Annotated in this window: 25 protein-coding genes; 14 read left to right on the top strand and 11 right to left on the bottom strand. The window is 65.0% G+C overall.

What is annotated here, in order from left to right:
- Positions 1-16: 16 nt before the first annotated feature.
- Entirely contained in the window at positions 17-1,537 is a 1,521-nt protein-coding gene (locus B4393_RS11050) for a PucR family transcriptional regulator (protein WP_078334191.1), read from the top strand.
- A 39-nt stretch (positions 1,538-1,576) separates the two neighbouring features.
- Here B4393_RS11050 and B4393_RS11045 read toward each other — a convergent pair whose 3' ends face one another.
- Complete coding sequence (locus B4393_RS11045) at positions 1,577-2,467, bottom strand: alpha/beta hydrolase (protein WP_078334190.1); 891 nt, start codon at positions 2,465-2,467, stop codon at positions 1,577-1,579.
- 106 nt (positions 2,468-2,573) lie between these two features.
- Here B4393_RS11045 and B4393_RS11040 point away from each other — a divergent pair, with 106 nt between their 5' ends.
- The 5 genes from B4393_RS11040 (at position 2,574) to B4393_RS11020 (ending at position 6,027) form a co-directional block, all read left to right on the top strand.
- Positions 2,574-3,317, top strand: coding sequence for an SDR family NAD(P)-dependent oxidoreductase (locus tag B4393_RS11040; protein ID WP_078334189.1), 744 nt, complete (start codon positions 2,574-2,576; stop codon positions 3,315-3,317).
- A 28-nt stretch (positions 3,318-3,345) separates the two neighbouring features.
- Complete coding sequence (locus B4393_RS11035; RefSeq protein WP_078334188.1) at positions 3,346-3,783, top strand: SRPBCC family protein; 438 nt, start codon at positions 3,346-3,348, stop codon at positions 3,781-3,783.
- A 68-nt stretch (positions 3,784-3,851) separates the two neighbouring features.
- Positions 3,852-4,433, top strand: a complete 582-nt coding sequence (locus B4393_RS11030; RefSeq protein WP_078334187.1) for a TetR/AcrR family transcriptional regulator — start codon at positions 3,852-3,854, stop codon at positions 4,431-4,433.
- Between the two features lie 14 nt (positions 4,434-4,447).
- Positions 4,448-5,218, top strand: a complete 771-nt coding sequence (locus tag B4393_RS11025) for an SDR family NAD(P)-dependent oxidoreductase (protein ID WP_078334186.1) — start codon at positions 4,448-4,450, stop codon at positions 5,216-5,218.
- Positions 5,215-6,027, top strand: a complete 813-nt coding sequence (locus B4393_RS11020; protein ID WP_078334185.1) for an enoyl-CoA hydratase/isomerase family protein — start codon at positions 5,215-5,217, stop codon at positions 6,025-6,027. The genes B4393_RS11025 and B4393_RS11020 overlap by 4 nt, the downstream gene beginning before the upstream one ends.
- Here the strand turns inward: B4393_RS11020 and B4393_RS11015 are convergent.
- The 7 genes from B4393_RS11015 to B4393_RS10985 form a co-directional block, all read right to left on the bottom strand.
- Positions 6,024-6,668 (bottom strand): TetR/AcrR family transcriptional regulator, encoded by a 645-nt coding sequence (locus B4393_RS11015; RefSeq protein ID WP_078334184.1) that lies wholly within the window; start codon positions 6,666-6,668, stop codon positions 6,024-6,026. The genes B4393_RS11020 and B4393_RS11015 overlap by 4 nt on opposite strands.
- On the bottom strand, positions 6,665-7,450 hold the full coding sequence (locus tag B4393_RS11010) for an enoyl-CoA hydratase-related protein (RefSeq protein WP_078334183.1): 786 nt from the start codon (positions 7,448-7,450) through the stop codon (positions 6,665-6,667). Before B4393_RS11010 ends, B4393_RS11015 begins: the two co-directional genes overlap by 4 nt.
- The gene (locus B4393_RS11005) at positions 7,447-8,601 is read right to left on the bottom strand and encodes a thiolase domain-containing protein (protein WP_078334182.1); all 1,155 of its coding nucleotides are present in this window, start codon (positions 8,599-8,601) and stop codon (positions 7,447-7,449) included. Before B4393_RS11005 ends, B4393_RS11010 begins: the two co-directional genes overlap by 4 nt.
- Positions 8,598-9,668, bottom strand: coding sequence for a thiolase domain-containing protein (locus B4393_RS11000; RefSeq protein WP_078334181.1), 1,071 nt, complete (start codon positions 9,666-9,668; stop codon positions 8,598-8,600). Before B4393_RS11000 ends, B4393_RS11005 begins: the two co-directional genes overlap by 4 nt.
- On the bottom strand, positions 9,661-10,137 hold the full coding sequence (locus B4393_RS10995; protein WP_078334180.1) for a Zn-ribbon domain-containing OB-fold protein: 477 nt from the start codon (positions 10,135-10,137) through the stop codon (positions 9,661-9,663). Before B4393_RS10995 ends, B4393_RS11000 begins: the two co-directional genes overlap by 8 nt.
- Positions 10,134-10,589 carry a Zn-ribbon domain-containing OB-fold protein gene (locus B4393_RS10990; protein ID WP_078334179.1) on the bottom strand — a complete coding sequence of 152 codons (456 nt, stop codon included), beginning with the start codon at positions 10,587-10,589 and terminating at the stop codon, positions 10,134-10,136. The genes B4393_RS10995 and B4393_RS10990 overlap by 4 nt, the downstream gene beginning before the upstream one ends.
- A gap of 146 nt (positions 10,590-10,735) precedes the next feature.
- Positions 10,736-11,701, bottom strand: coding sequence for an ABC transporter substrate-binding protein (locus B4393_RS10985; RefSeq protein WP_078334178.1), 966 nt, complete (start codon positions 11,699-11,701; stop codon positions 10,736-10,738).
- A 238-nt stretch (positions 11,702-11,939) separates the two neighbouring features.
- Between B4393_RS10985 and B4393_RS10980 the strand changes: the two genes are divergently transcribed.
- The 6 genes from B4393_RS10980 to B4393_RS10955 all read left to right on the top strand — a co-directional run bounded on the left by B4393_RS10980 (position 11,940) and on the right by B4393_RS10955 (position 18,071).
- Positions 11,940-12,929: a hypothetical protein gene (locus tag B4393_RS10980; protein ID WP_078334177.1), complete on the top strand. Its 990-nt coding sequence runs from the start codon at positions 11,940-11,942 to the stop codon at positions 12,927-12,929.
- Entirely contained in the window at positions 12,919-13,968 is a 1,050-nt protein-coding gene (locus B4393_RS10975; protein WP_413816144.1) for a hypothetical protein, read from the top strand. Before B4393_RS10980 ends, B4393_RS10975 begins: the two co-directional genes overlap by 11 nt.
- Complete coding sequence (locus tag B4393_RS10970) at positions 13,950-14,744, top strand: hypothetical protein (protein WP_078334176.1); 795 nt, start codon at positions 13,950-13,952, stop codon at positions 14,742-14,744. Before B4393_RS10975 ends, B4393_RS10970 begins: the two co-directional genes overlap by 19 nt.
- Entirely contained in the window at positions 14,741-15,784 is a 1,044-nt protein-coding gene (locus tag B4393_RS10965; RefSeq protein WP_078334175.1) for a hypothetical protein, read from the top strand. Before B4393_RS10970 ends, B4393_RS10965 begins: the two co-directional genes overlap by 4 nt.
- Positions 15,785-15,826: 42 nt before the next feature.
- The gene (locus B4393_RS10960; RefSeq protein ID WP_078282580.1) at positions 15,827-16,918 is read left to right on the top strand and encodes a CaiB/BaiF CoA transferase family protein; all 1,092 of its coding nucleotides are present in this window, start codon (positions 15,827-15,829) and stop codon (positions 16,916-16,918) included.
- A 70-nt stretch (positions 16,919-16,988) separates the two neighbouring features.
- Positions 16,989-18,071 (top strand): alpha/beta hydrolase, encoded by a 1,083-nt coding sequence (locus tag B4393_RS10955; protein WP_078334174.1) that lies wholly within the window; start codon positions 16,989-16,991, stop codon positions 18,069-18,071.
- Here the strand turns inward: B4393_RS10955 and B4393_RS10950 are convergent.
- The 3 genes from B4393_RS10950 to B4393_RS10940 form a co-directional block, all read right to left on the bottom strand.
- Positions 18,060-19,229, bottom strand: a complete 1,170-nt coding sequence (locus B4393_RS10950) for a pyridoxal phosphate-dependent aminotransferase (RefSeq protein ID WP_078334173.1) — start codon at positions 19,227-19,229, stop codon at positions 18,060-18,062. The two genes, B4393_RS10955 and B4393_RS10950, sit on opposite strands and share 12 nt — an antisense overlap.
- Before the next feature lie 54 nt (positions 19,230-19,283).
- Entirely contained in the window at positions 19,284-19,691 is a 408-nt protein-coding gene (locus B4393_RS10945; RefSeq protein ID WP_078334433.1) for a hypothetical protein, read from the bottom strand.
- A 104-nt stretch (positions 19,692-19,795) separates the two neighbouring features.
- Positions 19,796-20,146, bottom strand: coding sequence for a hypothetical protein (locus tag B4393_RS10940; protein ID WP_078334172.1), 351 nt, complete (start codon positions 20,144-20,146; stop codon positions 19,796-19,798).
- Between the two features lie 286 nt (positions 20,147-20,432).
- Between B4393_RS10940 and B4393_RS10935 the strand changes: the two genes are divergently transcribed.
- Positions 20,433-21,641 (top strand): acetyl-CoA C-acetyltransferase, encoded by a 1,209-nt coding sequence (locus B4393_RS10935; protein WP_078312898.1) that lies wholly within the window; start codon positions 20,433-20,435, stop codon positions 21,639-21,641.
- Positions 21,642-21,660: 19 nt separating this feature from the next.
- Positions 21,661-23,829 (top strand): 3-hydroxyacyl-CoA dehydrogenase NAD-binding domain-containing protein, encoded by a 2,169-nt coding sequence (locus tag B4393_RS10930; protein WP_078334171.1) that lies wholly within the window; start codon positions 21,661-21,663, stop codon positions 23,827-23,829.
- Positions 23,830-24,307: the final 478 nt, after the last annotated feature.

Below are 24,307 nucleotides of genomic sequence, written 5' to 3'. Positions count from 1 at the left end.
AGGCCGTTGCCGGGACGTGGCCGAGTACCGTCTAACCGTGCCGATCACCGTCAGGAGCTTGACTCAGAGAGCTGATCTGGGACTTGTGCTGTCCGCAGGTGAGGCCGGCGCTTCGCGGACTATCAAGTGGGCCCATGCCATCGAACTGAACGATCCGACCCCGTACCTGTTCGGCGGGGAGTTGGTGATGACCACCGGGCTGACGGTGGGGCTCAGTCATGCCGAGCAGTACGCGTACGCGGCGAGGCTGTCCGAGAAGAACGTTGCTGCCCTGGCATTCGATACCGGAACGACTTTCTCCGAGGTGCCTGCTGGAATCCTCGCTGCCGGTGATGAATTGGGTCTACCGATTCTTCAGGTGCCGGTGCGCACTCCGTTCATCGCCATCACCAGGGCCGTGATCGATGAACTGACGGCGGACGAACTCCGCGTGGTGCAGCGGGTAGTGGACCAGCAAGATGTGCTGGTGCGCGCCACGCTTCGTGACGGTGCGCCGGGTGTGGTGTCGGCGCTGAGTCGATCTTTGGCGGCGACCGTCATCGTGACCGCAACGGACGGAACGCTTCTGGCCGAGGCGGGCAATGATGCCGAGCATCTGGCCGAGGTCACCCGCCGAGCCTTTCCCGATGACGGTCGCAAGCATGCCAGCCGGGTGGTCGCCGACCGTGAGGGTTACTGCACAATCCAGACGGTTCGTGCCGGCAAGGCTCAGCGCGGATATCTCGCGGTGCGGTCCGAGGATGCGTTGACCGCCGCCCAGCGCCTGCTCGTCTCGCACGCCATGGCGCTGATCGCGATCGAGCTGGAGAAGCCCGCGCGGGTTGCCGACGCGGAGCAGCGGCTGCGGGCCGCGGTGACCCGGGCACTGCTGGCGGATCCCGCCACGGCAGACCGAGGTGTATTGCGCTACTTCGGATTCGACCCGGACACCGAAGTCGTCGTGGTCGTGCTTTCCAATATCGGCTCGGTGTTACCGGGTGAGCTACATGCCAGCCGATATTTGACCGGGGGAGCGCCTTTTCTCATGTCCGCGGCATCCGGTGAGATCGTGGTGGTACTGGCGGCGAACAATGCAGGCCGTGCGGCAGACCTTCATCGAAGTCTGGGCACCGTGCTGGGTCGCTCGATATGCGCGGGTATCAGCAGGAGGGCTCGGCTCGGCGAGGTTCAGCTGGCGCTTCACCAGGCGCGGTCGGCGGCACGTGCTCATCCGGATGGGCGAGTGACAGAGTTCGACGACCGAGACATCTACAGCATGCTCCTCGGCGGCAGGGAACCTGGTGAACTCGCATTGCTGGCACAGTCGCTGGCGCCCTTGCTCGGCGATGATTCGGATACCACGCTGCTGGATACGCTTGAGTCCTTCCTGAGCTGCAACGGTCAGATGGAAACCGCCGCATTGAGCCTCGGTGTCCATCGGCACACCATGAGGAACCGGACTGCGAGGATCACGGCGCTTCTCGACTGCGACCTGCAGTCCGCGGACACCCGGGCCGCGTTGTGGATTGCCCTCCGCGCCCGCGCGTTATTGAGGTGATTTGCGTTGCCGCGGAAAGGAGTTGGATACGCTCTCGGCTCAGTCGAGCGCACCCTGCAGGTGCCGGCACGCCTTGGCCACGAAATCCTTCGACACGTCCGCCCAGGGCGCCAGTCTGTCGAAACCGTGAAAGGCGCCCGGTACCACCTCCAATTCGCACGGGACCCCGGCGGCCTGTAGGCGTTCGGCGTACACCAGATCCTCCTCGTGGAACAGGTCGGCCGTTCCGATGCCCATCCATGCCGGCGCCAATCCGGCCAGATCGGTGCGACGCCCCGGCACCGCGATATCGCGGTCCGCGTCGCCGAGGTACGAGTCCCAACCGAACCGGTTACTTTCGGCGCTCCATACCCGCAGGTTGGTGCCACCGATATCGGTGCGGTCGCTCGTGCGGTCATCGAGCATCGGGTAGATCAGCAACTGTGAGGCTGGAGCTACCTCGCCGCGATCGCGCGCCAGCAGAGCGAGTGCCGCGGTCAGTCCGCCGCCGGCGCTGGCGCCGCCGATGGCGGTGCGCGTCGGATCGACCCACCCCTGCACGGACAGCCAGCGCAGCGCGGCATAGCAGTCCTCGAGCGGAATGGGGTAGGGATGTTCGGGCGCCAGCCGATAGTCGACGGACACCACCGGGAATCCCGTCTGTTGCATGACCATGCGACAGAAGAAGTCCTCCTGACGTGCGGTGCCCAGCACATAGCCGCCGCCGTGAATCCACAACAGGGCCGGGGATGGTTCCTTGAGGTTCTTGGGCAGGTGCGCGCGGACGGTCACATCACCGTTGACCGCGATGGTCCGCACCCCGCATCTCGGGATCAGGTCGGAGAGGTGGATACTCGCGCGCAGCACCGGGAGCGTTCGGGGTAGCCCGACCTGCCGCGGAAATACCCTGGCAGCCAAGCGGAGATCGGGGTGAATGTCAGGCGACGACACATAGCGAGTATGCCTGCGGGATGCACATACCGTCACAGTTTGGCGTGACGGGGAATGTTTCGCAGCTGAGTCCGCTTGACCCCTGCGTACCTAAGGAAGGAGCACCATGACTCCACCACTGAAGGGTCGCCGCGCATTCGTGACCGGCGGATCTCGTGGGATAGGCGCGGGCATTGTGCGCAGGCTTGCCGAAGACGGTGCACGTGTCGTGTTCACGTTCTCGAGTTCGGCGCAACAGGCCGCGGACGTCGTGGCCGATGTCAAGGAGGACGGTGGCTGGTCGCTGGCCGTCAAGACCGATGTATCCGACCCGGCGCAGCTTACGGCCGCTGTCAACGAGGCAGCCGAACACCTTGGTGGACTGGATATTCTGGTCAACAACGCGGGTATCGCATCCTTTGGCGACGTGGACACCGCAACCTTGGAAGACTTCGACAAGATTGTCGCGGTCAACGTACGGGCAGTCTTTGCGGCCATCAAGGCGGCCTCCCCGCATCTGAAGGACGGTGCTCGGATCATCACCATCGGCAGCATCAACGGTGACCGTTCGCCCACCGCCAGCGCGTCGTTGTACTCGATGTCCAAGGCCGCCGTGGCCGGCCTCACCCGCGGACTGGCGCGTGAGCTAGGGCCCCGCGGTATCACCATCAACACTGTTCAGCCGGGTCCCGTGGCCACCGATATGAATCCGGAGGACGGCGCGCTGGCCGAGATCCTGCGCCCCAATATCGCGGTCGGGCGCTATGGTCAGCCGCGCGATATCGCGAGCCTGGTCAGCTACCTGGTCTCCGATGAAGCTTGGTACATCACGGGAACCGCGATCAATATCGACGGGGGATTCACCGTCTAGAACCCAGAGGGTCGCTAGGGTCAGATCCATGGCCACGAGCGACACCCGGGAAATTGTGATCGAAGCGACCCCTGAACAGATCATGGACGTCATCGCCGACTTCGAGGTGCTGCCGAAATGGTCCTCGGCGCATCAGAGTTCCACGGTGTTGACGACGGGTGAGGACGGGCGACCGCACGAGGTGAAGATGAAGGTGAAGACGGCGGGCATCACCGACGAACAAACCGTCGCGTACAGCTGGGGCCCCGACACGGTCAGCTGGACTCTCGTCAAGGCCGGCCAGCAGCGGCGTCAGGACGGTAAGTACACCTTCACGCCCAAGGGGGACAAGACGCACGTGAAGTTCGAGCTGACGGTCGACCCACTGATCCCGCTGCCCGGATTCGTGCTGAAGCGGGCCATCAAGGGCGCCATGGAAACCGCGACCGACGGGCTGCGTAAGCAGGTTCTGGCCACGTATCGATAGGGCTTTCCTCCGGCGCGTCCCACTAGTATCGTTATTTTAAATATCGAAACTAGTGGGACGGTCGGACGGTGGACAGAAACCAGGGCGGACGGCCCCGCGATCCGGACAAGGATGACGCGGTCCGCGAAACAGTGCGCCGGATGTTGGCCGCCGACGGATATCAAGGCACCACCATCCCGGCGGTGGCCCGTGCAGCCGGAATCGGCGCGCCCACGATCTACCGCCGCTGGCCCACCCAGGCCGCCATGGTGGAAAGTGCGATCGCGGACCGGCCCTGGCCCGAGGCGCTTGCCGCCCGCGTCGAGTTTCGGGACTATCTACCAATTTTGGTGCGCGCCGTCGTCGAGTACTTCGCCGACCCTGCCACCCGTGCGGCGATGCCTGGCTTGCTGGTCGAGTACTACCGTGAACCGAGCCAGTACGTGGGCTTGGTGGAACGCACCGAAACGCCGCTGCGCGAAGCATTCCGGGCCGCCCACGCCGAGGCCGTAGCCGCTGGGCGATGCGTGGCAAGGCCGGGGGCGGACGCGCTCTTCGACACCATTGTGGGCATGGCGGTCTACCACGGCGTGCTGCGCGGAACTGCCGACGATGCGCTCATCGAGCAGATTCTGGACGTCGTGCACGCCGCGAGTTTTGTGGACGAGTGAAAAGTTAGGAACCGATGAATCGAGAAACCTACTCACGTCTGTTCGATCTCACCGGACGTACCGCCGTTGTGACCGGAGGTACCCGCGGGATCGGACGGGCTATTGCCGAGGGGTACGCCTGTGCGGGCGCCAATGTCGTTGTGGCAAGCCGTAAACCAGAGGCATGCGCCGAGACGGTCGAGCACCTGCGCGCCCTGGGCGCACGGGCGTTGGGGGTGCCTACGCACACCGGTGACATCGAGTCTCTCGAACAGCTGGTGCGGGCCACCGTCGAGGAGTTCGGCGGTATCGACATCGTGGTGAACAATGCCGCCAACGCCCTCACGGAACCGGTTGGCGCCTTCACCGTCGACGGGTGGGACAAGTCGTTCGGTGTGAACCTGCGTGGACCGGTCTTCCTCGTACAGGCCGCGCTGCCGCATCTGGTGGCCAGTCGGCATGCGGCGGTTCTCAACGTAGTATCGGTGGGCGCCTTCATATTTGGTCAGGGTGTGTCGATGTATTCGGCGGCCAAGGCCGCCCTCGTCGCATACACACGCTCGGCGGCGGCCGAGCTCGCCGTGCGGGGTGTGCGCGTCAACGCCCTCGCGCCCGGTGCGATCGACACCGACATGGTGCGCAAGACGCCGCAGGCGGAAGTGGAGCGGATGGCCAACGCCAACCACCTCAAACGGCTCGGGCTGCCCGATGAAATGGTGGGCACCGCACTTCTTCTCACGTCTGATGCGGGGAGCTACATCACCGGTCAGACCATTATCGCCGACGGCGGGCTGGTGGCCCGATGATCCGTACCGAGCAGCGAGAGAACGGAATCCTGGTCGTCACCATCGATCGCCCGGAGCGCCGCAACGCGTTGGATCCGCAGACCGTGTCCGAGCTGCATGCGGTGATCGAGAAGGTCGATGGCGACCCGAAGATCCGGGTGGTGGTTCTCACCGCGGTCGGCGCATCCTTTTGTGCCGGTGCCGATCTGAAATCGCTGCCGAGTGATTTCACCAATACCGGTGCCACCTCCACGGCGGCGCTGCTCGGCGCGACCGACTCCGAGCTGGTGCGCACGCTTGCCGCTCAGGAGCTGATGGCCTCCCTGTTCGAACGGATACACCGGTTGCGTCAGCCGGTCGTCGCGGCCGTCAACGGGCACGCGGTTGGTGGCGGATTCGCGTTGGCGCTCGCCTGCGATATCAGGTTCGCTTGTCCGGAAGCATCTTTCGGCGCTGTTTTCATTCGTCACGGGGTGTCGAACTGTGATATGGGCACCAGCTATCACCTGCCGCGCCTGGTGGGCGCGGCGCGCGCCGCGGAGCTGATGTTGACGGGCCGCGTGTTTGGCGCAGAGGAGGCGCAACGCATCGGCCTGGTTTTCGATGTGGTTCCCGGCGAGAGTCTTCTCGCTGCGGCGCTGGCGAAAGCCGGCGAGATCGCCGTGCATTCGCCCTTGGCGGTCTGGATGACCAAAGAGACGATGTGGCAGACGATCGATGCGCCCAGCCTGCGCCATGCGCTCGACCTGGAGAACAGGACCCAGGTGATGTGTACTGCGACGGGAGAACTGCGCCGGTCCTTTGACGCATTCCGCGAAGGACGCGGCTAACCCTCCTCGGGAGGGCCGGCCAGGATCGCTGTCACCATGTCGATCAGCTGTGTGTTCATCTGGCTGCCGTCCAGATAGGTCCCGCTGAGCGACATGAGGCGATTGGTGTGCGCGATATCGCCGAGCACGACGCAGGTCAGCGTCACCGCGTGGGTGACGCCGAAGCGGATGGACGGTAGCGGCGCGTTCGGACGCAGCCGCACGATGAGCTCCTGCAGTCGCGCCGCTTGCGGCTGGAAACTCACGCTCATGGGTATCAACGCGGGATGCCCGCTGATCATGAGCTTGCCGAGCGTGGAAAGCCATGCGGTTGAGCCCTCTTCGCCGATCTCGGCCAGCGGAGTGACGATCGCTTCGGCGATGGTGCGCAGTGTCCCCGCGGTTTCGGCGATGTCCAGCAGTGCGAACCGCCGTTTCTCTATCTGATCGAGGTACCTGTCGAGCAGCGCCTCGATGAGACGCTCCTTGGATCCGAAGTGGTAGTGCACCGAGGCGACATTGGTGCCGGCCGCCGCCATGATGGCGCGCAGCGACACCGCGTCCACACCGCGTTCGGCGAAGAGCCGCTCGGCAGCACTGAGTAAGCGCTGGTCGGTGGAATCGTTGGTCAACCCCGAAGGTTCGGCCGCGGTGCTGGTCATTGTCCGGTGAACCGTGCCTCTCGTTTCTCCCGAAATGCTGTCAATCCCTCGCGCGCATCGGCGGAGGTGATGACCTGGCGGGTAAGTCGAGCCTCGATGGCGCGGGCGTCTTCCTCGGCGATCCATCCGCTGCGCACAACGGCCTCCTTGGCGTTGCGCACGGCCAACGGACCGTTGCGGACCACCCGTTCGGCGAGGCTGCGTGCCTTGTCCAATGCGGTGCCCGCCGGCACCACGTGCCCCACCAGCCCGAAATGATATGCCTCCTGGGCGGTGAGTGGTTCGCCGGTGAGAATCATTTCCATGGCCTTGGTGTAGGGAATCTGCCGCTTGAGCCGGACCATGGACCCCGCGCCGGGCACCAGCCCGCGCTGAACCTCGGGAAAGCCGAACGTTGCGTTCTCGTCGGAAACGCGGATGTCGGTTTGCTGCAACATCTCACAGCCGCCGCCGAGGCAGGCGCCGTTGATCGCCGCGATGAGCGGTTTGGTCAGCGTGTGGGTGAGCAGCAGGCCCTTACCAATGGTGGCCGGATCCAGCGGTGGTGCCGAGCCATCGCGGACCATCCACCCGTCACTCAGATCGCCGCCCACGCAGTAGGCAGAACCGGCACCCGTCAGGATGGCCGCCCGGATACCGTCATCGCCGTCAATCTCGTCCCAGGCCTCGGCGAACTGCCCGACCATGGTGGTGGACAGCGCATTTCGCCGACGCGGGCGATTCATGGTCAGGACCACGATGGGGCCGTCGCGTTCGACGAGGAGCTCTCGATCTTCGTTCATGGTTTTTCGCTTCCCACCACCCACAGCGCGTGGAACTGCGAGGCACCGCCCATGGCGTGGCCTATCGCTCGCCTGGCCCCGTCGACCTGATGTTCCCCCGCCAGCCCGCGTACCTGCAAGGCGGCCTCGGCGAACCGTAGCAGGCCGGTGGCCCCGGTGGGGTTGCCCGAGAGCACGCCGCCGGACGGATTGATCGGATGCCTGCCACCGAATGCGGTGTGACCCGCGTCGACGGCGCGCCAGCCGGATTTCTCCGGTGCCAGCCCGATGTTCTCCATCCACATGGGCTCATACCAGCTATAGGGGATGTAGAGCTCGGAGACATCTACCTCGGAGGCGGGGTCGGTGATGCCTGCCTCGCGATAGGCGGCGGCGGCACACTCCTGGCCGGCGCGCGGATTGACCTCGTCCCGGCCCGCGAAATGCCCTGTCTCGGTGCGCCATCCGGTGCCATGGATCCAGGCCGGTGGCCGGGGAGCGAGTCGTGCGTGTACCTCTGAGGAAATGATGACCGCGCACGAGCCATCCGATGACGGGCACGATTCCAGAAACCGGATCGGGTCCCACAGCATCGGCGAGTTGCGTACTTCCTCGACGGTGATGTCGGGTTTGTGAATGTGCGCGTACGGGTTTCGGATGGCGTTGAGGCGATGATTCACGGCCACCTGCCAGCCGATGTGCTCGGGTGCTTCCGAGCGGCGGATGTACTCCCGGATCACCGGTGCGAAATGGCCGCCGGCGCCGGCCCCGAGCTGAGCGCTGAACGGCAGTGGGCGTGACAGCGCCCAGGTGAAATTACCTTCGGACTCTTTGGAATACGCGACAACCAGCACCCGTCCGGCGAGTCGTGCCTGGATGAGGTGAGCGGCGTAGATGGCGGCGTGGCCGCCGACACTTCCGCCGGTGAACACCCGCGTGACCGGCAGACCGCGGGCACCGATCGCGTCGGCGAGGTACAGCTCGGGGTTCATCACCCCGTCGAACAGGTCGGGGGTCTTGGCAAGCACGATCGCGTCGATATCGCTGAAGGTCAGCTCCGCATCGGCCAGCGCGCCGTCCACCGCCTCGCGGACCAGTGCTGCGATGGTCACGTCGCGCTTCTTGGCTTGCTTGCTTTGCCCGATGCCGATCACGGCGACACGGCGACTCATGCGCTTGTCTCCATCAGGCAGACCAGATTGTGCTGCAGTGCGGGACCATTGGTGGCATGCGCCAGCGCGCGGGTGGCACGTCCCTGCATGATGGTGCGGGCGGCCTCGCCGATGCGGATCAATCCCGTGGCGGTGGCGGGGGCGCCCGCCAGCGGCCCACCCGATGGGTTGACGAGCGCATTCTCGATGCCGAAGGTCGTGGTGAGTAGCGGTTCGGCATAGCTGTATTCGGAGTGGAGTTCGGCCACCTCCACGTGGGCGGCCGAGAAACCGGCCATGATGGCCGCCCTTTCGGCGGCGATTCGGGCGGATTCGAGCACTGCGAGGTCTCGTGATCCGGGGTAGTGCGTGTCCATCCGGTGATCGATCGCCCGGATCCATGCCGGTCGCCGGGTCAGCCGCCGTGCGACCTGATCGGTGGCCAGGATCAGTACCGCCGCACCGTCACCGACCGGTGCGGTGTCATGCTGGCGCAGTGGCGAGGCGATATACGGCTCCTCGAGCAGTGCCTCGACTCCCGGAGCGCCTGCCTTGAGTGCGAAGGGATTTGACAGCGCATCGGTCAGTGACTGGTTGACCACATCGGCCATCTCGCGCTCGGTGGTGATACCGGCCTCGATGGTGGCAGCCGCCTGCAACCCGGCGATCGCGTGGCGATGCGGATGTAAGGGGGTCAGGTAGTAGGGGTCCAACGAGGAGGGCATCACCTGGTCCAGGTCGACGGGCAACCCGCCGCGGCCGATGCCGTAGACCAACGCGATATCGCCGTGGCCTAGTTGGAGCCATGCCCATGCCTCGTAACAGGCCCAAGCGGCGTCCATTTCGACATGCGATTCCGATATCGGCGGCCAGGCGCCGACGGCGTCGAGGGATTCGACGTATGCGAACGTGCGGCCTTCGAAGAAGTCGTGGCTGCCGGATGCGTAGAAGTCGATGTCCGTCCGGCGCAACTCCACCCGGGCAAGTGCCTCGCGGACGACAGGGAGCAGTATCTCGGCCATATCGTCGTGAAGATTGGCGGTGGTGCAGTGTGATTGGGCAAAGGACACCACGGCTACGTCACGCATGGGCTGCCTCGTTCGATGACGGGCGGAAGTAGCGGATGCTCTGCATGGTGGCGGCAAGATCCTCCTCGGCCACCCAGACCGGTTCGACGGTCATCCCCATGTGAACCCGGTCTGGCTCGGTATCGCCGATCATGTGCATGAGCCTGGTATCGGCGCCGTGCAACTGGATATGCGCCACCGCATAGGGAGGCGTGAACACCTGTCCCGGGAAAGGGAAGCTGACAATGCAGAACGTCTCCACTGTGCCGGTACCGGCGAGCGGGTACGGGTCACCCAGCTCGGTGAGACATCGCGAACAGAATTGCGGCGCAGGACAATACGTGCGCTCACATCCCGGGCACCGGCGTGCCAGCAGAAGTCGCTGGGCCAATCCACGCAGGAACACCGAGCGGCCCGCGCCCGCGACATATGTGTAGTCCATGTGAAACGGACTGGCAATCGAGGAGACCGGCTCGGGTAAGGCAGTCACTGCCCACCCGCCGGTTGAAAGCAGACAATGTCGGTGATGGCGCCGACGCGGTCGGGGCGCCAGCGCGGGGCGACCGTCAACCCTGTCTTCATCGCCGCGGGATTCCCGCCCACGTCGACCGCGTGGAACATCGAGTTGGCGGTTCCCTTGATGCGGATGAGTGCCCACGCGAAACTGGTCTCCAGCTCATCTGCTGGCCGCGGTGGCACCCAAGTCCATTGCAGAACAACACCCTTGGGTTCAAGCTCGACAAGGTCGCCGGTGGCGCTGCCGTCCGCCGGATCGAATTCAAGTGCCGGGCACAACACCTGGCCACTGGCGGTGCGCACTCCGAACAGCCGACCGTCGCGCAGGCCCCCGAGGAAGGCGCCGATCTTGGGGCCGACGGTCCGTTCGAATCCGAACTCGATCGTGTACGGAGCGCATAGAGAATCGGCGTTTTGGTCGGCCACAGCCCTCCCAGAGAAGGTTTCTATCGACTGATTCAATCAAGCGATTAGGACGGTAGCACGCACGTGATGGGTGCCGTCGAGCTACGTCGCACAGACGAGTTGAGTGCGCGCGCTGGTAGCTCACACGCGGAGAAAGGGACTGCCGGTTATCGCGGTGGAGGTGGCTTCAACGCCTTTTCCAGTTGTGGCGTCAGCTGTTCAAGGGCGTAGATCCGCGCCAGCGGACCACCGAGTCGCAGGGCACTCACCACCGGGCTGTCCGCCGGGATGTAGATGGCGCGTCCCTCGGTGACGGCGCGAAGGTCAGCCAGGCCGGCCGTGGATTTGGCTTGTTGTTCGGTAGCCCCCACCACCACGAGGAGGTCTTCGTCGGCCTTGGCCTTCAACTCGTTGTCGGGTACAGGCCCGGCATAGCGCTGGCTCAGGAATCCCAGACCGTCGAAGACCGCCCGCCGCGGATCGCGGAAGCCGACCAAGACGCTGCCTTGCCCGTCGGCAACCCAATCGACGGCGGCCGTGCGGTTGACCCAATATTGGTGCCCGCCACGTACCTGGTTGTACCGGCTCCCGACCTCTTCGGATCGGATGCGCGCCTGATCGGACTTGCCGAGAGCCTTGCCGATAGTGAAGAGCTGGTTGTACCAAGGCGTTTCGGCCCGGTCGACGCGATCTTCGGAGACAACCGTCGGTGCGATCCGGGTGAGTCGGTCGTAGCTCGGTCTATCGATATCGGCCCCGATGGCCACGATGACATCCGGTTTCGCGGCCGCGATGGCGTCGAAGTTCAATTCCACGCCCGACACGACGGGTGGACCTGAGACCTCGGGAGGTACCCAGGGATACGTGGGGTATTCCGGCAGTGTGAACCGGACACCGACCGGCTTGGTGCCCAACGACTGCACCAGGTCCTGGTCGTTCCATCCCAGCGTGACGACGCGATCGGGCCGCGACACCAGGTAGGTACCGCCGTACCGGTGCGGGATGCTGACCGGGAAACCATCGGGCCCCTGCACGATGGTGGGCCTAGGCGCCGGACTTTGATCGCGAGAACACCCGGCGAGCGCCAGCAGGATCAGCAGCGTGGCAATCGTGCGCCACCCGGCCTGTGCCATGCCGAGCAAGCTACCACCGGCCAGTGGCGATAACGAATGTGACCCGAATCGGCTCGGGGTGAATCGAACGACCGTCCATAGGGTTGCACGCCCACCACCTGGGGGAACGCCACCAGGCTAGATATCGGTTGCTGGGCGTTGCCATTGACGCGCCATGGGGACCTTCATACGTTTGCGCCGTTCCCAGCTCGTGCTACGGGTCAGAGCAACAGTGCAATAAGCATGCAATAGGACACCGATGATTAAGCATCTCACCCGCCGCGCGACGGTCGCCCTGGTCGTGGCAGCCGCGGCGATGTCGCCTGCCACCTATCCGGCGGTCGCCGATACGGCGACACCGCTGAACGGACTGTTCGCGTTGACACCCGGCAGCTGCGCAGAAGGTCGCGCCACGGGTTCCTATTTCCGCATGATCCTGCCCGCCGGTGACGCTTCCGGTCCCTACCTGGCAAATGGCGATTCGACATGCTCGGATAACACGGTCACCTTGCTGGCACCGGGCACCGATGGCGGTCTGAAGTCGGGCGAGTATCAGCCGCAGCCTGCCAGCGCCTTCGACGGAAACGGAAATGCGGTGTCCGGCAGTATTACTCAGCCGGTCAAGTTCTACGGCGTGGGCTTTGCGACTGCCTCCAACCAGACGGATCCGCAGACCGGGCAGGGGACCTCCACCCCGCAGATCACGGTGAGCGGCGACAAGCTCGGCGGTGACCTCAGTGCCTTCGGCGTGACGTGGAACAACCAGGTTTTCAACCAGGGAGCACCGAAACCCGGTGGCGCACTTCCCGGTAAGACCACGGCGGTGACCGGCACCTACGACCGCGGCTCAGGTGCCTTCATCCTCGAGTGGACCAGCCAGATCGTCGGAGGTCCCTTCAACGACTTCACCGGGCTGTGGCACCTGGTCGGCAAGGTAGGGGGTGGTGCCGGTGGTGCGGCCGCTGCACCGGCGCCTGCGCCGGCACCGGGCGCGCCGCCTCCGCCGGATGCACCGCCGGCTGCCGCGGCACCGGTGGCTCCGGCCCCGGGACAAGTGGTGGTCCAGGCAGGGCAACAGTTCGCCTCGCCGCCGCCGCTGTCGGCGGGTCAGCAACTCATCGCGTTGCCCGTTGATGACAACCCGCGCACGGTGACCCCGCCGTGGGTCATCGCGCTGCTGGTCTTCGTGGCCATCGGTGGGGGAATCTTGTTTGTGGTGGGGGAGCGGATCTTCAGCCGTGGCCGATGAGCCGCTGGCGCGAAGAGGATTAGGCGCCGATGCTGGGCCAGCCGGCATCGCCCTACCGTCCTACGCCGATGTTGTCGGCGAAGAAGCGGTGGTGGCGGAGGCCGGACCGGCGCCAAAGCCCCGGTGGCCGTTCATCGCGCTCATCGCACTGGGTGTGCTGCTGTTCGTACTGCCGGTGATCACCGGCATGTTCACGCGGGCCGCCGGTGGTCAGCAGTTGCTCACCGAGTTCCGTCCGTTTGTCTCCTCGGAGGTGCTCGTCAAGTTCCGCGGTTACCTGGACACCGTCGATGCGGCGCGCGCCGATGTGCAGGCGACTCAGGTGGCCGCGGGCGGACGCTACGAGCGGCTGGATTCCTTTGTCACGCAATATCCGTCGATTCGACAAGACATGAACGCTCTGTTGGACGCGGTGGATGGTCAGGTGCGCAACTACGAGCAATTGCGGGCAGTGGGCCCCTTTGACGTATTGCCGTTCCTGCTGGCGGTGCCTGGGCTGGTCCTGGTCGGGGCCGGTGTCTGGGGCCTTCGGCGCACGCGTGAGGGCGAGAAGGCCTTCGGTGCGAGGGCGCTGGCGGTGCTGGCGGCTGCAGTGCTGATCGCCGTGCCGTTCGCGGACGGGCTCTTTTCCCGGGCTCCGGCGGGTGCGCAGCTCATTGATGCGTTCACCCCGATCATGACCCATGAGCGGGTCGCAGCCGTGCAGCAGCATTTCGTGGTGCTGGTCGCGGCGGAGGGGGAATTGGACACCCAGTTCCTTGGTGATCTGCGGCGACACGATCCGGCCCGCGCGGTTCCGGGTATTGATGCGTTTGTCTCCCAGTGGCAGCCGATGACAGCGGATTTCGCTTCTCTGATCGGCGTGATGGCTGACAACGTGGACAACGTCGGCAGGGTGGTGGCGCTCGACCGGATCACCGCCCCCCTGGGATTCCGGTCATTCGACTACTTCGGGTGGTTCTTTCTCGTACCCGGTGTATTGGCGGCTGTGGTCGCCCTCGACGCGAAAGGGGTTCTTCGATGGCCCAACACAAAGTGACGACGAAAACGATGCTGCGTTGTGTGCTCGGGGTGGCGGTGACGGCCACCGTGCTGGTGACTGCGCCCGCCTGCGCGTCGGAGAAGCCGGCCGAATCCGCCCTCAAGGGGCTGTTGGCCTTGGAGCCCGGCAAGATCGAGGGCAACAAGCTCAGTGGCACCTGGTTCAAGATGGTGCAGCCGGGCGGTAACCCACAAGAGGGCCCGTTCATGCCGAACGCCAATTCGCCTGTGCCGCAGGGGGCTGCAACATTGCTCTCGCCGGGCGCGGATGGCGGGCTGGTTCTGGGTGACTACCAGGGTGAACCGGACCCGGCGTTCGACGAGGCCACCGGTTACTCGCTGGCGGCCCGGGTGACCCAGCCCACCAAGTTCTTCAACATCGAATTCGGCATATCCACGAACAAGATTGACCCGCAGACTCAGCGCGAGCTGTCGGCGCCCACCGCGACGGTCGCGGGAGACACGATCTCCGCGGACCTGTCCGCGTGGGCCGCTTCATGGAACCGGCAGGAGTTCAACCAGGGTGCTCCCAAGCCGAAAGCCAAGGAGCAGGCCCAGATTCCCGGTGAGGCCCGCGCCAAGCAGGTCTGGGAGTTCGTCGCCGGACGTTGGGTCGGTCACGATTCCGTGGATGGCGAAAGCCCCAAGGCCACAGGTACTTACGACAAAGACACCAAGAAGTTCACCCTCGATTGGACGAGCCTCATTGTGGGTGGCCCGTTCAACAGCTTCACCGGGGTCTGGCACCTTGAAGGGGTGGTGAAGGATCGATGAGCGCAACTCCCGCCGAAGAGACGGCGCCGATCACCGCCACCACCATCAGCCGCAAGCCCTCGAAAGAACGTGTATTCGGCATCGCGGTAAGGACATTCGCTGCCATTACCGTAATCGGCAGCGTGGCCGCCATTACCCAACTGTCGTATTCACCTGCGCGTGCGCCCATCGTCGGGTATCAGATTGTGAACCGTGACGGATCGATTCCCGAGGGCGCCATCCCGATTCCGGTGCCACCGCCGGGGCCGCAGTTGGTGGCGCCGCTGCCCCGTCCTCAGCCACCCTCGCATCCGCCGGGTCCGGTCGCGGCGGGGCCATTTGGCGCGCTGCCCTCGGTCACCGATCGCGGTCTGCCGATATCCGTGGCCCAGCCCTGCCCTTTCGGTTGGCCGGCGCCCGGTCCGGATGAGCAGGGTGGATTGGCCTCGCTGATCGATGTGGCACCGGCAGCGGGTGTGTTCTCGTCGGAGGCATTCGCCCCGGCCACCGCCTATGAGCCGATTCTGAAGATGATGGGCCCGGTATTGGCCCGGATCTCCCCATTGTTGTCCCGGCATCCGTGGATGATCGACCAGTTCGTCACGCGCTTCCAGACCATCATGGTGCGCGTTCTGGAGGCGATCCTTCCGTACTACGGCCCGTACCGGAACGATGTCCTCAAGGCCGAGGGTGATCTCGCAAAAGCATTGACTCCCTTCCTGGAAAGCCTGTACAACACGCCGACCGCGCAATGCCTCGTCGCCTGGGAAGCGCAGCGCATCAGAGACGCGCGTGGGGGCCGTCCGCCGGCGCTGCGGCTGCACGATCTCGGCAAGGTGATCGACCTGTTCGAGTCGACGCACTGGCGGGAGGACGACGACCATCCACCACCCGCGCCGCTGCCCGCGTACGAGTACACCCCGCCGCCCGGCCCGCCGCCGGCGTCGGATGCCCCGGCGGCACCGAGCACGTCGCGGCCGGTGATACCCAATTTCCCCACCCCGACTCCGGTACCGGCACCCGCACAAACCTCGTCACCCGCCATCTCGTCTTCGCTCTAGCCGCACTTCCCAACCAACGGGTTGACTGGCTAGGGTGGCCCCATGGCTGACACTGGCGTCAAGACAGGCCCTCTTGCGGGCGTAAAGGTGATCGAGCTCGGTGGCATCGGCCCCGGGCCTCATGCGGCGATGATGTTGTCGGACTTGGGTGCAGACGTCATCCGGGTGCGCCGGCCGGGTGGACTTGCGATCCCCGCCGAGGAATCCGATCTGTTCCATCGCGGCAAGCGCCTGGTCAACCTGGATGTCAAGAAGGATCCCGAGGCGTTGCTGGCCCTGGTCGACAAGGCCGATGTGCTGCTGGATCCGTTCCGGCCCGGAGTGTGTGAGCGTATTGGGATCGGGCCCGAAGAGTGCGCCAAGCGCAACCCGCGGCTGATCTTCGCCCGGATGACCGGCTGGGGCCAGAACGGCCCGATGGCTGAGCGTGCCGGGCACGACATCAACTATCTGTCGTTGACCGGCGCGCTGGGATCGATGGGCTACAAGGACCGCCCGCCGATGCCGCCCATGAATCTTGTCGCGGATTTCGGCGGTGGCTCAATGCTTTTGGTGCAGGGCATTCTGGCCGCGCTGTACGAGCGTGAGAAGTCGGGCACGGGGCAGGTCATTGACGGCGCGATGGTCGACGGTGTCAGCCAGTTGGCTCAGATGCAATGGACCATGTACAACAACGGCCTGCTGTTCGACGAGCGTGAGGCCGGGCTACTCGACGGCGGCTCGCCGTTCTACGGCACCTACGAGACCTCCGACGGCAAGTACATGGCGGTGGGATCGATTGAGCCGCAGTTCTTCGCGATCCTGGTGCAGGGCCTGGGGCTGGATCCCGAGAGTGTTCCGTTCCAGCTCGACAAGGCACGCTACCCCGAGATGCGCAAGATGTTCGACGATGCTTTCAAGACCAAGACGCGTGACGAGTGGACCGAGATCTTCATCGGCACCGACGCGTGCGTCTCGCCGGTGCTCACCTGGAGCGAGGCCAAGCAGAATGAGCATCTTCGTGATCGCGGCACGATTGTCGATGTCAACGGAGTGACCCAGGCCGCGCCGGCTCCGCGTTTTTCGCGGACGCCGAGTGGGCCGATCGAGGCGCCGCCGAAGGACACGACAGAGCTCACCGATATCGGCTGGTGATTTAGCTGAGATTGCTAGTACTAGGTACTGGTAGTCTCGCTCCAAAGCAATGACGCTACGAGGAGGCTCGATGACCACTGCCCGACATGCCGCCGAATCCCAGCTGGCTGCGGTGACGTACGCCGGACCGGAGTGGATGGGCAAGGCCAATTGGCATTCGGTGGCCGAGACCTACCTGTTCAAGGCGGTGGGTAAGCCCGGTCTGTACGCATTGACCCGGCTGATGTTGGCCGTCAACCGCCGGTTCCCGGATGCCCTGTTGAACCGGCGTTACGACGGACTGGAACGTTTCATGGGCTGGGTGCCGGGCGTAGCCGGAACCCGCACCGAGCGTGTTCAGCTGCCGAACTGCCCGGCCGAGTGGACGTGGAACGCCAAGAACGAGTCGGGGCCCGGTTCGTCGGCCGACGCCCCGGTGGTCATCTACTTCCACGGGTCGGCATTCATCGCCCTGGGGATCAACAGCCACCGGCCTCTGGTCAGTCACATCGCGCGCGACTCCGGTGCGCGGGCGTTGAGTGTGGGTTACCGGTTGTGCCCACGCAATCTGGTGGAGGATGCCGTCGCCGACGGCGTCGATGCGTACCGCTATGTGCTGAGCCAGGGCGTCGACCCCGACAACATCGTGCTCGCGGGTGATTCCGCGGGTGGCTTCCTGGCGGCCATGACGGCCATCGCGGTGCGGGATCAGGGACTGACGCCACCCGCGGGCTGTGTGCTGATCTCGGCGGCGACCAGTAACGACATGGAGCCCAAATACGCTGTCGGCAAGCGTGTTGGCGATGCCATGTTCCCGGTGGATTTCCTGAGGATGATCAACGAGGTCTTTCTGCTGCGCAACGGCGCGCGGGAGCCGGGGCCGTGTCCGGCAGATGCGGACCTGACGGGCCTGGGTCCGTTCCTGTTGCAGGTGGGCTCGCAGGAGGCGCTGCGTCCGGACTCCGAGCTGCTCGCGGAACGTCTTGTCGCGGCCGGGGTTCCGGTGCGCTTGCAGATCTTCGACCGTGCGATTCACGTGTTCCAGGTGTTCGCGATGACGAACCCGGATGCGCGACGTGCGGTGGGGGAGATCACCGAGTTCATCAAGGTCCTGCCGGGGCTGGCCAAGGCCCGGCGGCGTCCCGACGAGGTGGCGACCGGCCTAGGTTCCTAGCCGCGCCAGTCGGGCTATTGCCTCGTCGATCACCGCGTCGCGCTTGGCGAAGGTGAACCGCACCAAGTGATTCCATTGATCGGAGTACTTGTCACAGAAAGCGCCTACCGGAACCGCGGCTACGCCAACGGTTTCCGGTAGGCGTTGGCAGAGCTCCGCGCCGTCACTGAACCCCAGGGGGCGCGGGTCGGCGCAGACAAAGTACCCGCCCTCGCTGCTGTGCACCTCGAACCCCAGGCCGGTCAGCGCCGAGGAGAGTCGATCACGTCTGCGCTGCAAGGACTCTCGTAGGTTTTTCACCCATGTTTGTTCGGTATCCAGTGCCACCGCCACCGCGGGCTGAAACGGCCCGCCGCCGACATAGGAGAGGAATTGCTTGGCGGCGCGCACACCCGCAACCAACTCCGGTGTGCCACAAGCCCAACCGATCTTCCATCCGGTGCAGTTGAACGTCTTGGCGGCGCTGGAGATCGTGACGGTGCGATCGGCCATCCCGGGCAGGCTGGCCATCGGAGTCTGCGTGCGCCCGTCGAAGAGTAAGCGCTCGTAGACCTCGTCGGAGATGACCAGCAGGTCGTGTTCCACCGCGAGCTCGGCTACCCGCGCCAGCTCGGCATCGGTGAACACCTTGCCCGTCGGGTTGTGCGGCGAGTTGATGACCAATGCCGCCGTCCGTGGCGTGATGGCCGCCGCGAGCGCTTCGGTGTCCAAGGCGAAGCCCGCATCGTCGGGAACAAGTGGTACTGGCACGCGGATCGCGCCCGCCATTGCTACGACCGCCGCGTAGGAGTCGTAGTACGGCTCGATCAAGATGACCTCGGAGCCGGGTTCGACGAGTCCGAGCAATGCACCCGCGATTGCTTCGGTGGCGCCGACGGTGACGAGCACCTGGGTGTCTGGATCGAGCTCTTCGCCATAGCGGGCCAGTCGGTCGGCGGTGATGGCGCGGCGCAGTTCCGGAGTGCCCAGCCCGGGCGGGTACTGGTTGAGACCGGACCGGATGGCCTGCTGTGCCGCATCGAGCATGGAGGCGGGCCCGTCCTCATCGGGGAAGCCCTGACCCAGATTGATCGCATCGTGTCGGACGGCTAGGGCCGACATCTCGGCGAAGATCGTTGCGCCGAAAGGGCGCAACCGCTCGACGGTCTTCGGATTCACGCTGGTCCGTGTTCGGTGTGCCCCGGCTCCATGCCGGGCAGCCTACCGCCGGATCTAGCAGCTGGGCGGTTCGAAGGACAGGTCGGTATCCGGAATCGGGCAGTAGTAGTGACTGAACCCGGGATTGCCTCGGTCATTGTTGTCCACGAACACCTCCACGTCCCGGTCGGCGCTGTACACGCGGTAGTACGTGGTGGTGTCTTCAAGGAAGAAATTCGCGACGGTGGTCACCAGCTCGGCGCCGGTACCCGCGGCACGGGCCTGGCGCATGCAGTTCAGGTAGTCCGGCGGGATGTCGTGGGGCGGTGGCAACATGCGCAGCCGGCCGCATGAATGGAGTGGCACCCGCTGCTCGAACGCGGCATCGGCGGTAAGCGGTTCCGGCTCGGCCTGTGCCAGCGGTGGGCACCCGGTCATCGCCACGGCAAGGACCGCCGTCGCCGTGCAGAGTCGTGTGAGCATCGCTCCACACTTGCCGCCCACGGCCCGGCTGCGGAAGATTTCGGTGAAATCTCGTCGAAAAGCACCGCAAAGTGCTTATTCCTCTGGGGTCTGACCCCAGGGGGCTATCGCGGTACCGAACACGACCAGGGCTGGCCGCGCTGCATCGGTCTGCAGTAAAGGTGATCCCATCCGGTCCCACGGGATCTCAGAGTGCTGTGGTCGATGAAGGCCTCGCCATTGAGTCCGGGAGCGCGGACCCGGTAATAGGTTGTGATCGGATCGCCGCTGGCGGTGTGGGTCACGACGGTGAGTTCGGCGCCCTTGCTCGAGTCTCGCGCCAGCGTCATGCATTCGCGGTACCGGTCGGGAATGTCTTCTGCAAGCCTGGCGGCGAAAGTTCCACAGCTGGGCAGGGGATCACGGCTGAGGAATGCCTCGTGGGGCGGCGGCGCGGCCGGACAGTAAATAGTCATCGCGTTCCGCGAGTGCCACGCCCACCACACGGCGAATATTGAAAGTGCCGCAATAGACCCGATGAACACGCGTCTTGCCGACAACGACCGAGTCCACAGCACACTTCGATAGTAGCCTTGTGGAATTCCCAACCAACGGGTTGGGAGGGCTGCTTACCATGGGGACGCCGTCCTGGTCTAACGTAGGGCTGTCTCGGCGAAACTGACCCGGAGTCAACCCGGAATCACAGGCCGGCACACCTTGCACCACATGCCCCATACGCACCCCCTATAAGGACGTATACCCATGACTGAAGCATTCATCTACGAGGCCATCCGCACGCCTCGCGGTAAGCAGCGCGGCGGTGCCCTCAATGAGGTCAAGCCGCTGAACCTGGTGGTCGGCCTGATCGACGAGATCCGCCGCCGCTTCCCTGACCTGGACGAGAATCTGATCAGCGATGTCGTGCTCGGCGTCGTCGCACCCGTCGGTGACCAGGGCGGCGATATCGCCCGCACCGCCGTGCTGGCCGCGGGTCTGCCCGACACCGTCGGTGGCGTGCAGCTCAACCGCTTCTGTGCCTCCGGCCTGGAAGCCGTCAATATCGCGGCCCAGAAGGTCCGTTCCGGCTGGGACGACCTGGTGCTCGCCGGTGGTGTGGAGTCCATGTCGCGCGTCCCGATGGGCAGCGATGGCGGCGCCTGGGCCTCGGACCCGGCCACCAACTACGACGTGTCCTTCGTGCCGCAGGGCATCGGTGCCGACCTGATCGCCACCATCGAGGGCTTCACCCGTGACGATGTCGACGCCTACGCCGCCCGCTCGCAGGATCGCGCCGCGGCTGCGTGGTCCGGCGGTTACTTCGCCAAGTCCGTTGTGCCGGTGAAGGATCAGAACGGTCTGCTCATCCTGGATCACGACGAGCACATGCGTCCCGGCACCACCGCCGCGGACCTGGGCAAGCTGAAGCCGGCCTTCGAGGGCCTGGCTGCCCTCGGCGGGTTCGATGACGTGGCGCGCATCAAGTACACCTACGTCGAGAAGATCAACCACGTGCACACCGGCGGAAACAGCTCGGGCATCGTCGACGGCGCCGCGCTGGTGTTGGTGGGCTCCGAAGAGGCCGGTAAGTCTCAGGGTCTGACCCCGCGTGCCCGGGTCGTGGCGACCGCCACCACCGGCAGCGAGCCGCTCATCATGCTGACCGGCCCGACGCCGGCCACCCAGAAGGTGCTCGACCGCGCCGGCCTGACCGTGGACGACATCGATCTGTTCGAGCTCAACGAGGCATTCGCCTCCGTGGTCCTGAAGTTCCAGAAGGACCTGAACATCCCGGACGAGAAGCTCAACGTCAACGGCGGCGCCATCGCCATGGGCCACCCGCTGGGTGCCACCGGCGCCATGATCACCGGAACCATGGTCGACGAGCTGGAGCGTCGCGGCCTCCGTCGCGCCCTCATCACCCTGTGCGTCGGCGGCGGCATGGGCGTGGCCACCATCATCGAGCGAGTCTGAGCTAAGGGAGCGAGAACTTATGTCTGCAAACACAATTCAGTGGGAAAAGGATGCCGACGGCATCGTCACTCTCACCCTGGACGACCCCAACGGCTCGGCCAACGTCATGAACGACGACTACAAGCAGTCGATGGCCGCGGCCGTCAAGCGCCTTGTGGAAGAGAAGGATTCGATCACCGGCGTGGTGATCACCAGCGCCAAGAAGACCTTCTTCGCCGGTGGTGACCTGACCAAGATCATCCAGATCCAGCCGGAGAACGCCCAGGAGGCCTTCAACGAGGTCGAGGAGATCAAGAAGGACCTGCGCACGCTGGAGACCTTCGGTCGTCCGGTCGTGGCAGCCATCAACGGCGCCGCCCTCGGCGGTGGCCTGGAGATCGCGTTGGCCACCCATCACCGGATCGCGGCCGATGTCAAGGGATCTCAGATCGGTCTGCCCGAGGTATCGCTGGGTCTGCTGCCCGGCGGTGGCGGTGTCACTCGTGTGACCCGCATGCTCGGTATCCAGAACGGCTTCGTCACCGTGCTGGCCCAGGGCACCCGCTTCAACCCGACCAAGGCCAAGGAAGTCGGCCTGATCGATGAGCTGGTCGGCTCCGTCGACGAGTTGATCCCCGCCGCCAAGGCGTGGATCAAGGCCAACCCCGAGGCCGTGCAGCGGTGGGATGTCAAGGGATACAAGATCCCCGGCGGCACCCCGTCCACCCCGGCGCTGGCGGCCATCCTGCCGTCGTTCCCGTCGAACCTGAAGAAGCAGCTCAAGGGCGCGCCGATGCCGGCCCCGCGGGCCATCCTGGCCGCCGCGGTCGAGGGTGCCCAGGTGGACTTCGATACCGCGAGCCGCATCGAGAGCCGCTACTTCACCAGCCTGACCACCGGTCAGGTCGCCAAGAACATGACGCAGGCATTCTTCTTCGACCTGCAGACCATCAACGGCGGCGGTTCACGTCCGGATGGCATTGCCAAGCAGGACATCAAGAAGATCGGTGTGCTGGGCGCGGGCATGATGGGTGCCGGCATCGCGTACGTCTCGGCCAAGGCCGGTTACGACGTCGTGCTCAAGGACGTCTCGGCTGAGGCCGCTGCCAAGGGCAAGGCCTACTCGGAAAAGATTGAGGAGAAGGCTCTTTCGCGCGGCAAGACCACTGCGGAGAAGTCCGCTGCGTTGCTGGCGAAGATCACCCCGACCGCCGACCCCGCCGATCTGGCCGGTGTCGACTTCGTGATCGAGGCGGTCTTCGAGAACACCGAGCTCAAGCACAAGGTGTTCCAGGAGATCGAGGACATCGTCGAGCCCAACGCACTGCTTGGCTCCAACACCTCCACCCTGCCCATCACCGGGCTGGCGTCGGGTGTGAAGCGCCAGGAGGACTTCATCGGTATCCACTTCTTCTCGCCCGTCGACAAGATGCCGCTGGTGGAGATCATCCGCGGTGAGAAGACCTCCGACGAGGCGCTGGCCCGCGTGTTCGACTACGTGCTGGCCATCAAGAAGACGCCGATCGTGGTCAACGACAGCCGTGGCTTCTTCACCAGCCGCGTCATCGGCACCTTCGTCAACGAGGCCGTCGCCATGCTGGCCGAGGGCATCGAGCCCGCGACCATCGAGCAGGCCGGCAGCCAGGCCGGATACCCGGCCCCGCCGTTGCAGCTCTCGGATGAGCTGAACCTGACGCTGATGCAGAAGATCCGCAAGGAGACTGTGGAGGCAGCCAAGGCCGAGGGCAAGGAACTGCCGGATGATCCTGCGGGCCGTGTCATCGACACCCTGGTCGAAGCGGGCCGTCCTGGCCGCCTCGGCGGTGCCGGTTTCTACGACTACGTGGACGGCAAGCGCACCGAGCTGTGGCCTGGACTGCGCACGACGTTCAACACCCGTGCGGGCAGCGATGCGGCCAACCCGCCGCTGCAGGACCTCATCGAGCGCATGCTGTTCGCCGAGGCCATCGAGACGCAGAAGTGTTTCGACGAGGGTGTGCTGACCTCGACCGCCGACGCCAACATCGGTTCGATCTTCGGCATCGGCTTCCCGGCGTGGACCGGTGGTGTGCACCAGTACATCGTCGGATACGAGAGCCAGGACGGTAAGGGCCTCAAGGGCACAGCCGGGTTCGTCGCTCGGGCAAAGGAATTGGCCGCCAAGTACGGCGACCGCTTCAACCCGCCCGCGTCGCTCCTGGACGCGTAAACAGGCTCGAACAGCCCCCTCAGCCGCTCACCCTTCCGGGTGGGCGGCTGAGGCCGTTTCAGGGCCCTTTACGGCGGCCGGTGGCGTGCGAACGCCCGACTGTCGGCAACGGCCGTCGGGGGCGTGGCGGTCGCACCGTCCCACAACCCAGTGGTGCACGCCACAGAGCTAGCGTGCGCGGGGCGTGGCCCACAATTTGTCTCGCAGATCCCGTAGGTTCTCTGAAGGCACTACGGACATAGTTGTTGGTACTTCGCGTGGCCAGATGCGAACAGCCAGGTCATACGGTATTTCCGTAGACAAATTATATTTGCTGGGAATAGGTTACGGTAAGACTTTCGGGAAGTTGCTAGAAATCAACTTAACGGGGCGTTACCCACAGTTCACTAGCTATTTCTTTGACGTAACGTACCTTTGCGCGATATTTGTTCGCTACGCTGCCCGCAATGGGTAATCTCTTTGCCACTTGCAATGTGGC

Source organism: Mycobacteroides franklinii (assembly GCF_002013895.1).
Lineage (GTDB): Bacteria > Actinomycetota > Actinomycetes > Mycobacteriales > Mycobacteriaceae > Mycobacterium > Mycobacterium franklinii.
The sequence above is the reverse complement of the archived record's forward strand: the minus strand, read 5'-3'. Positions and strand labels throughout refer to the sequence as shown.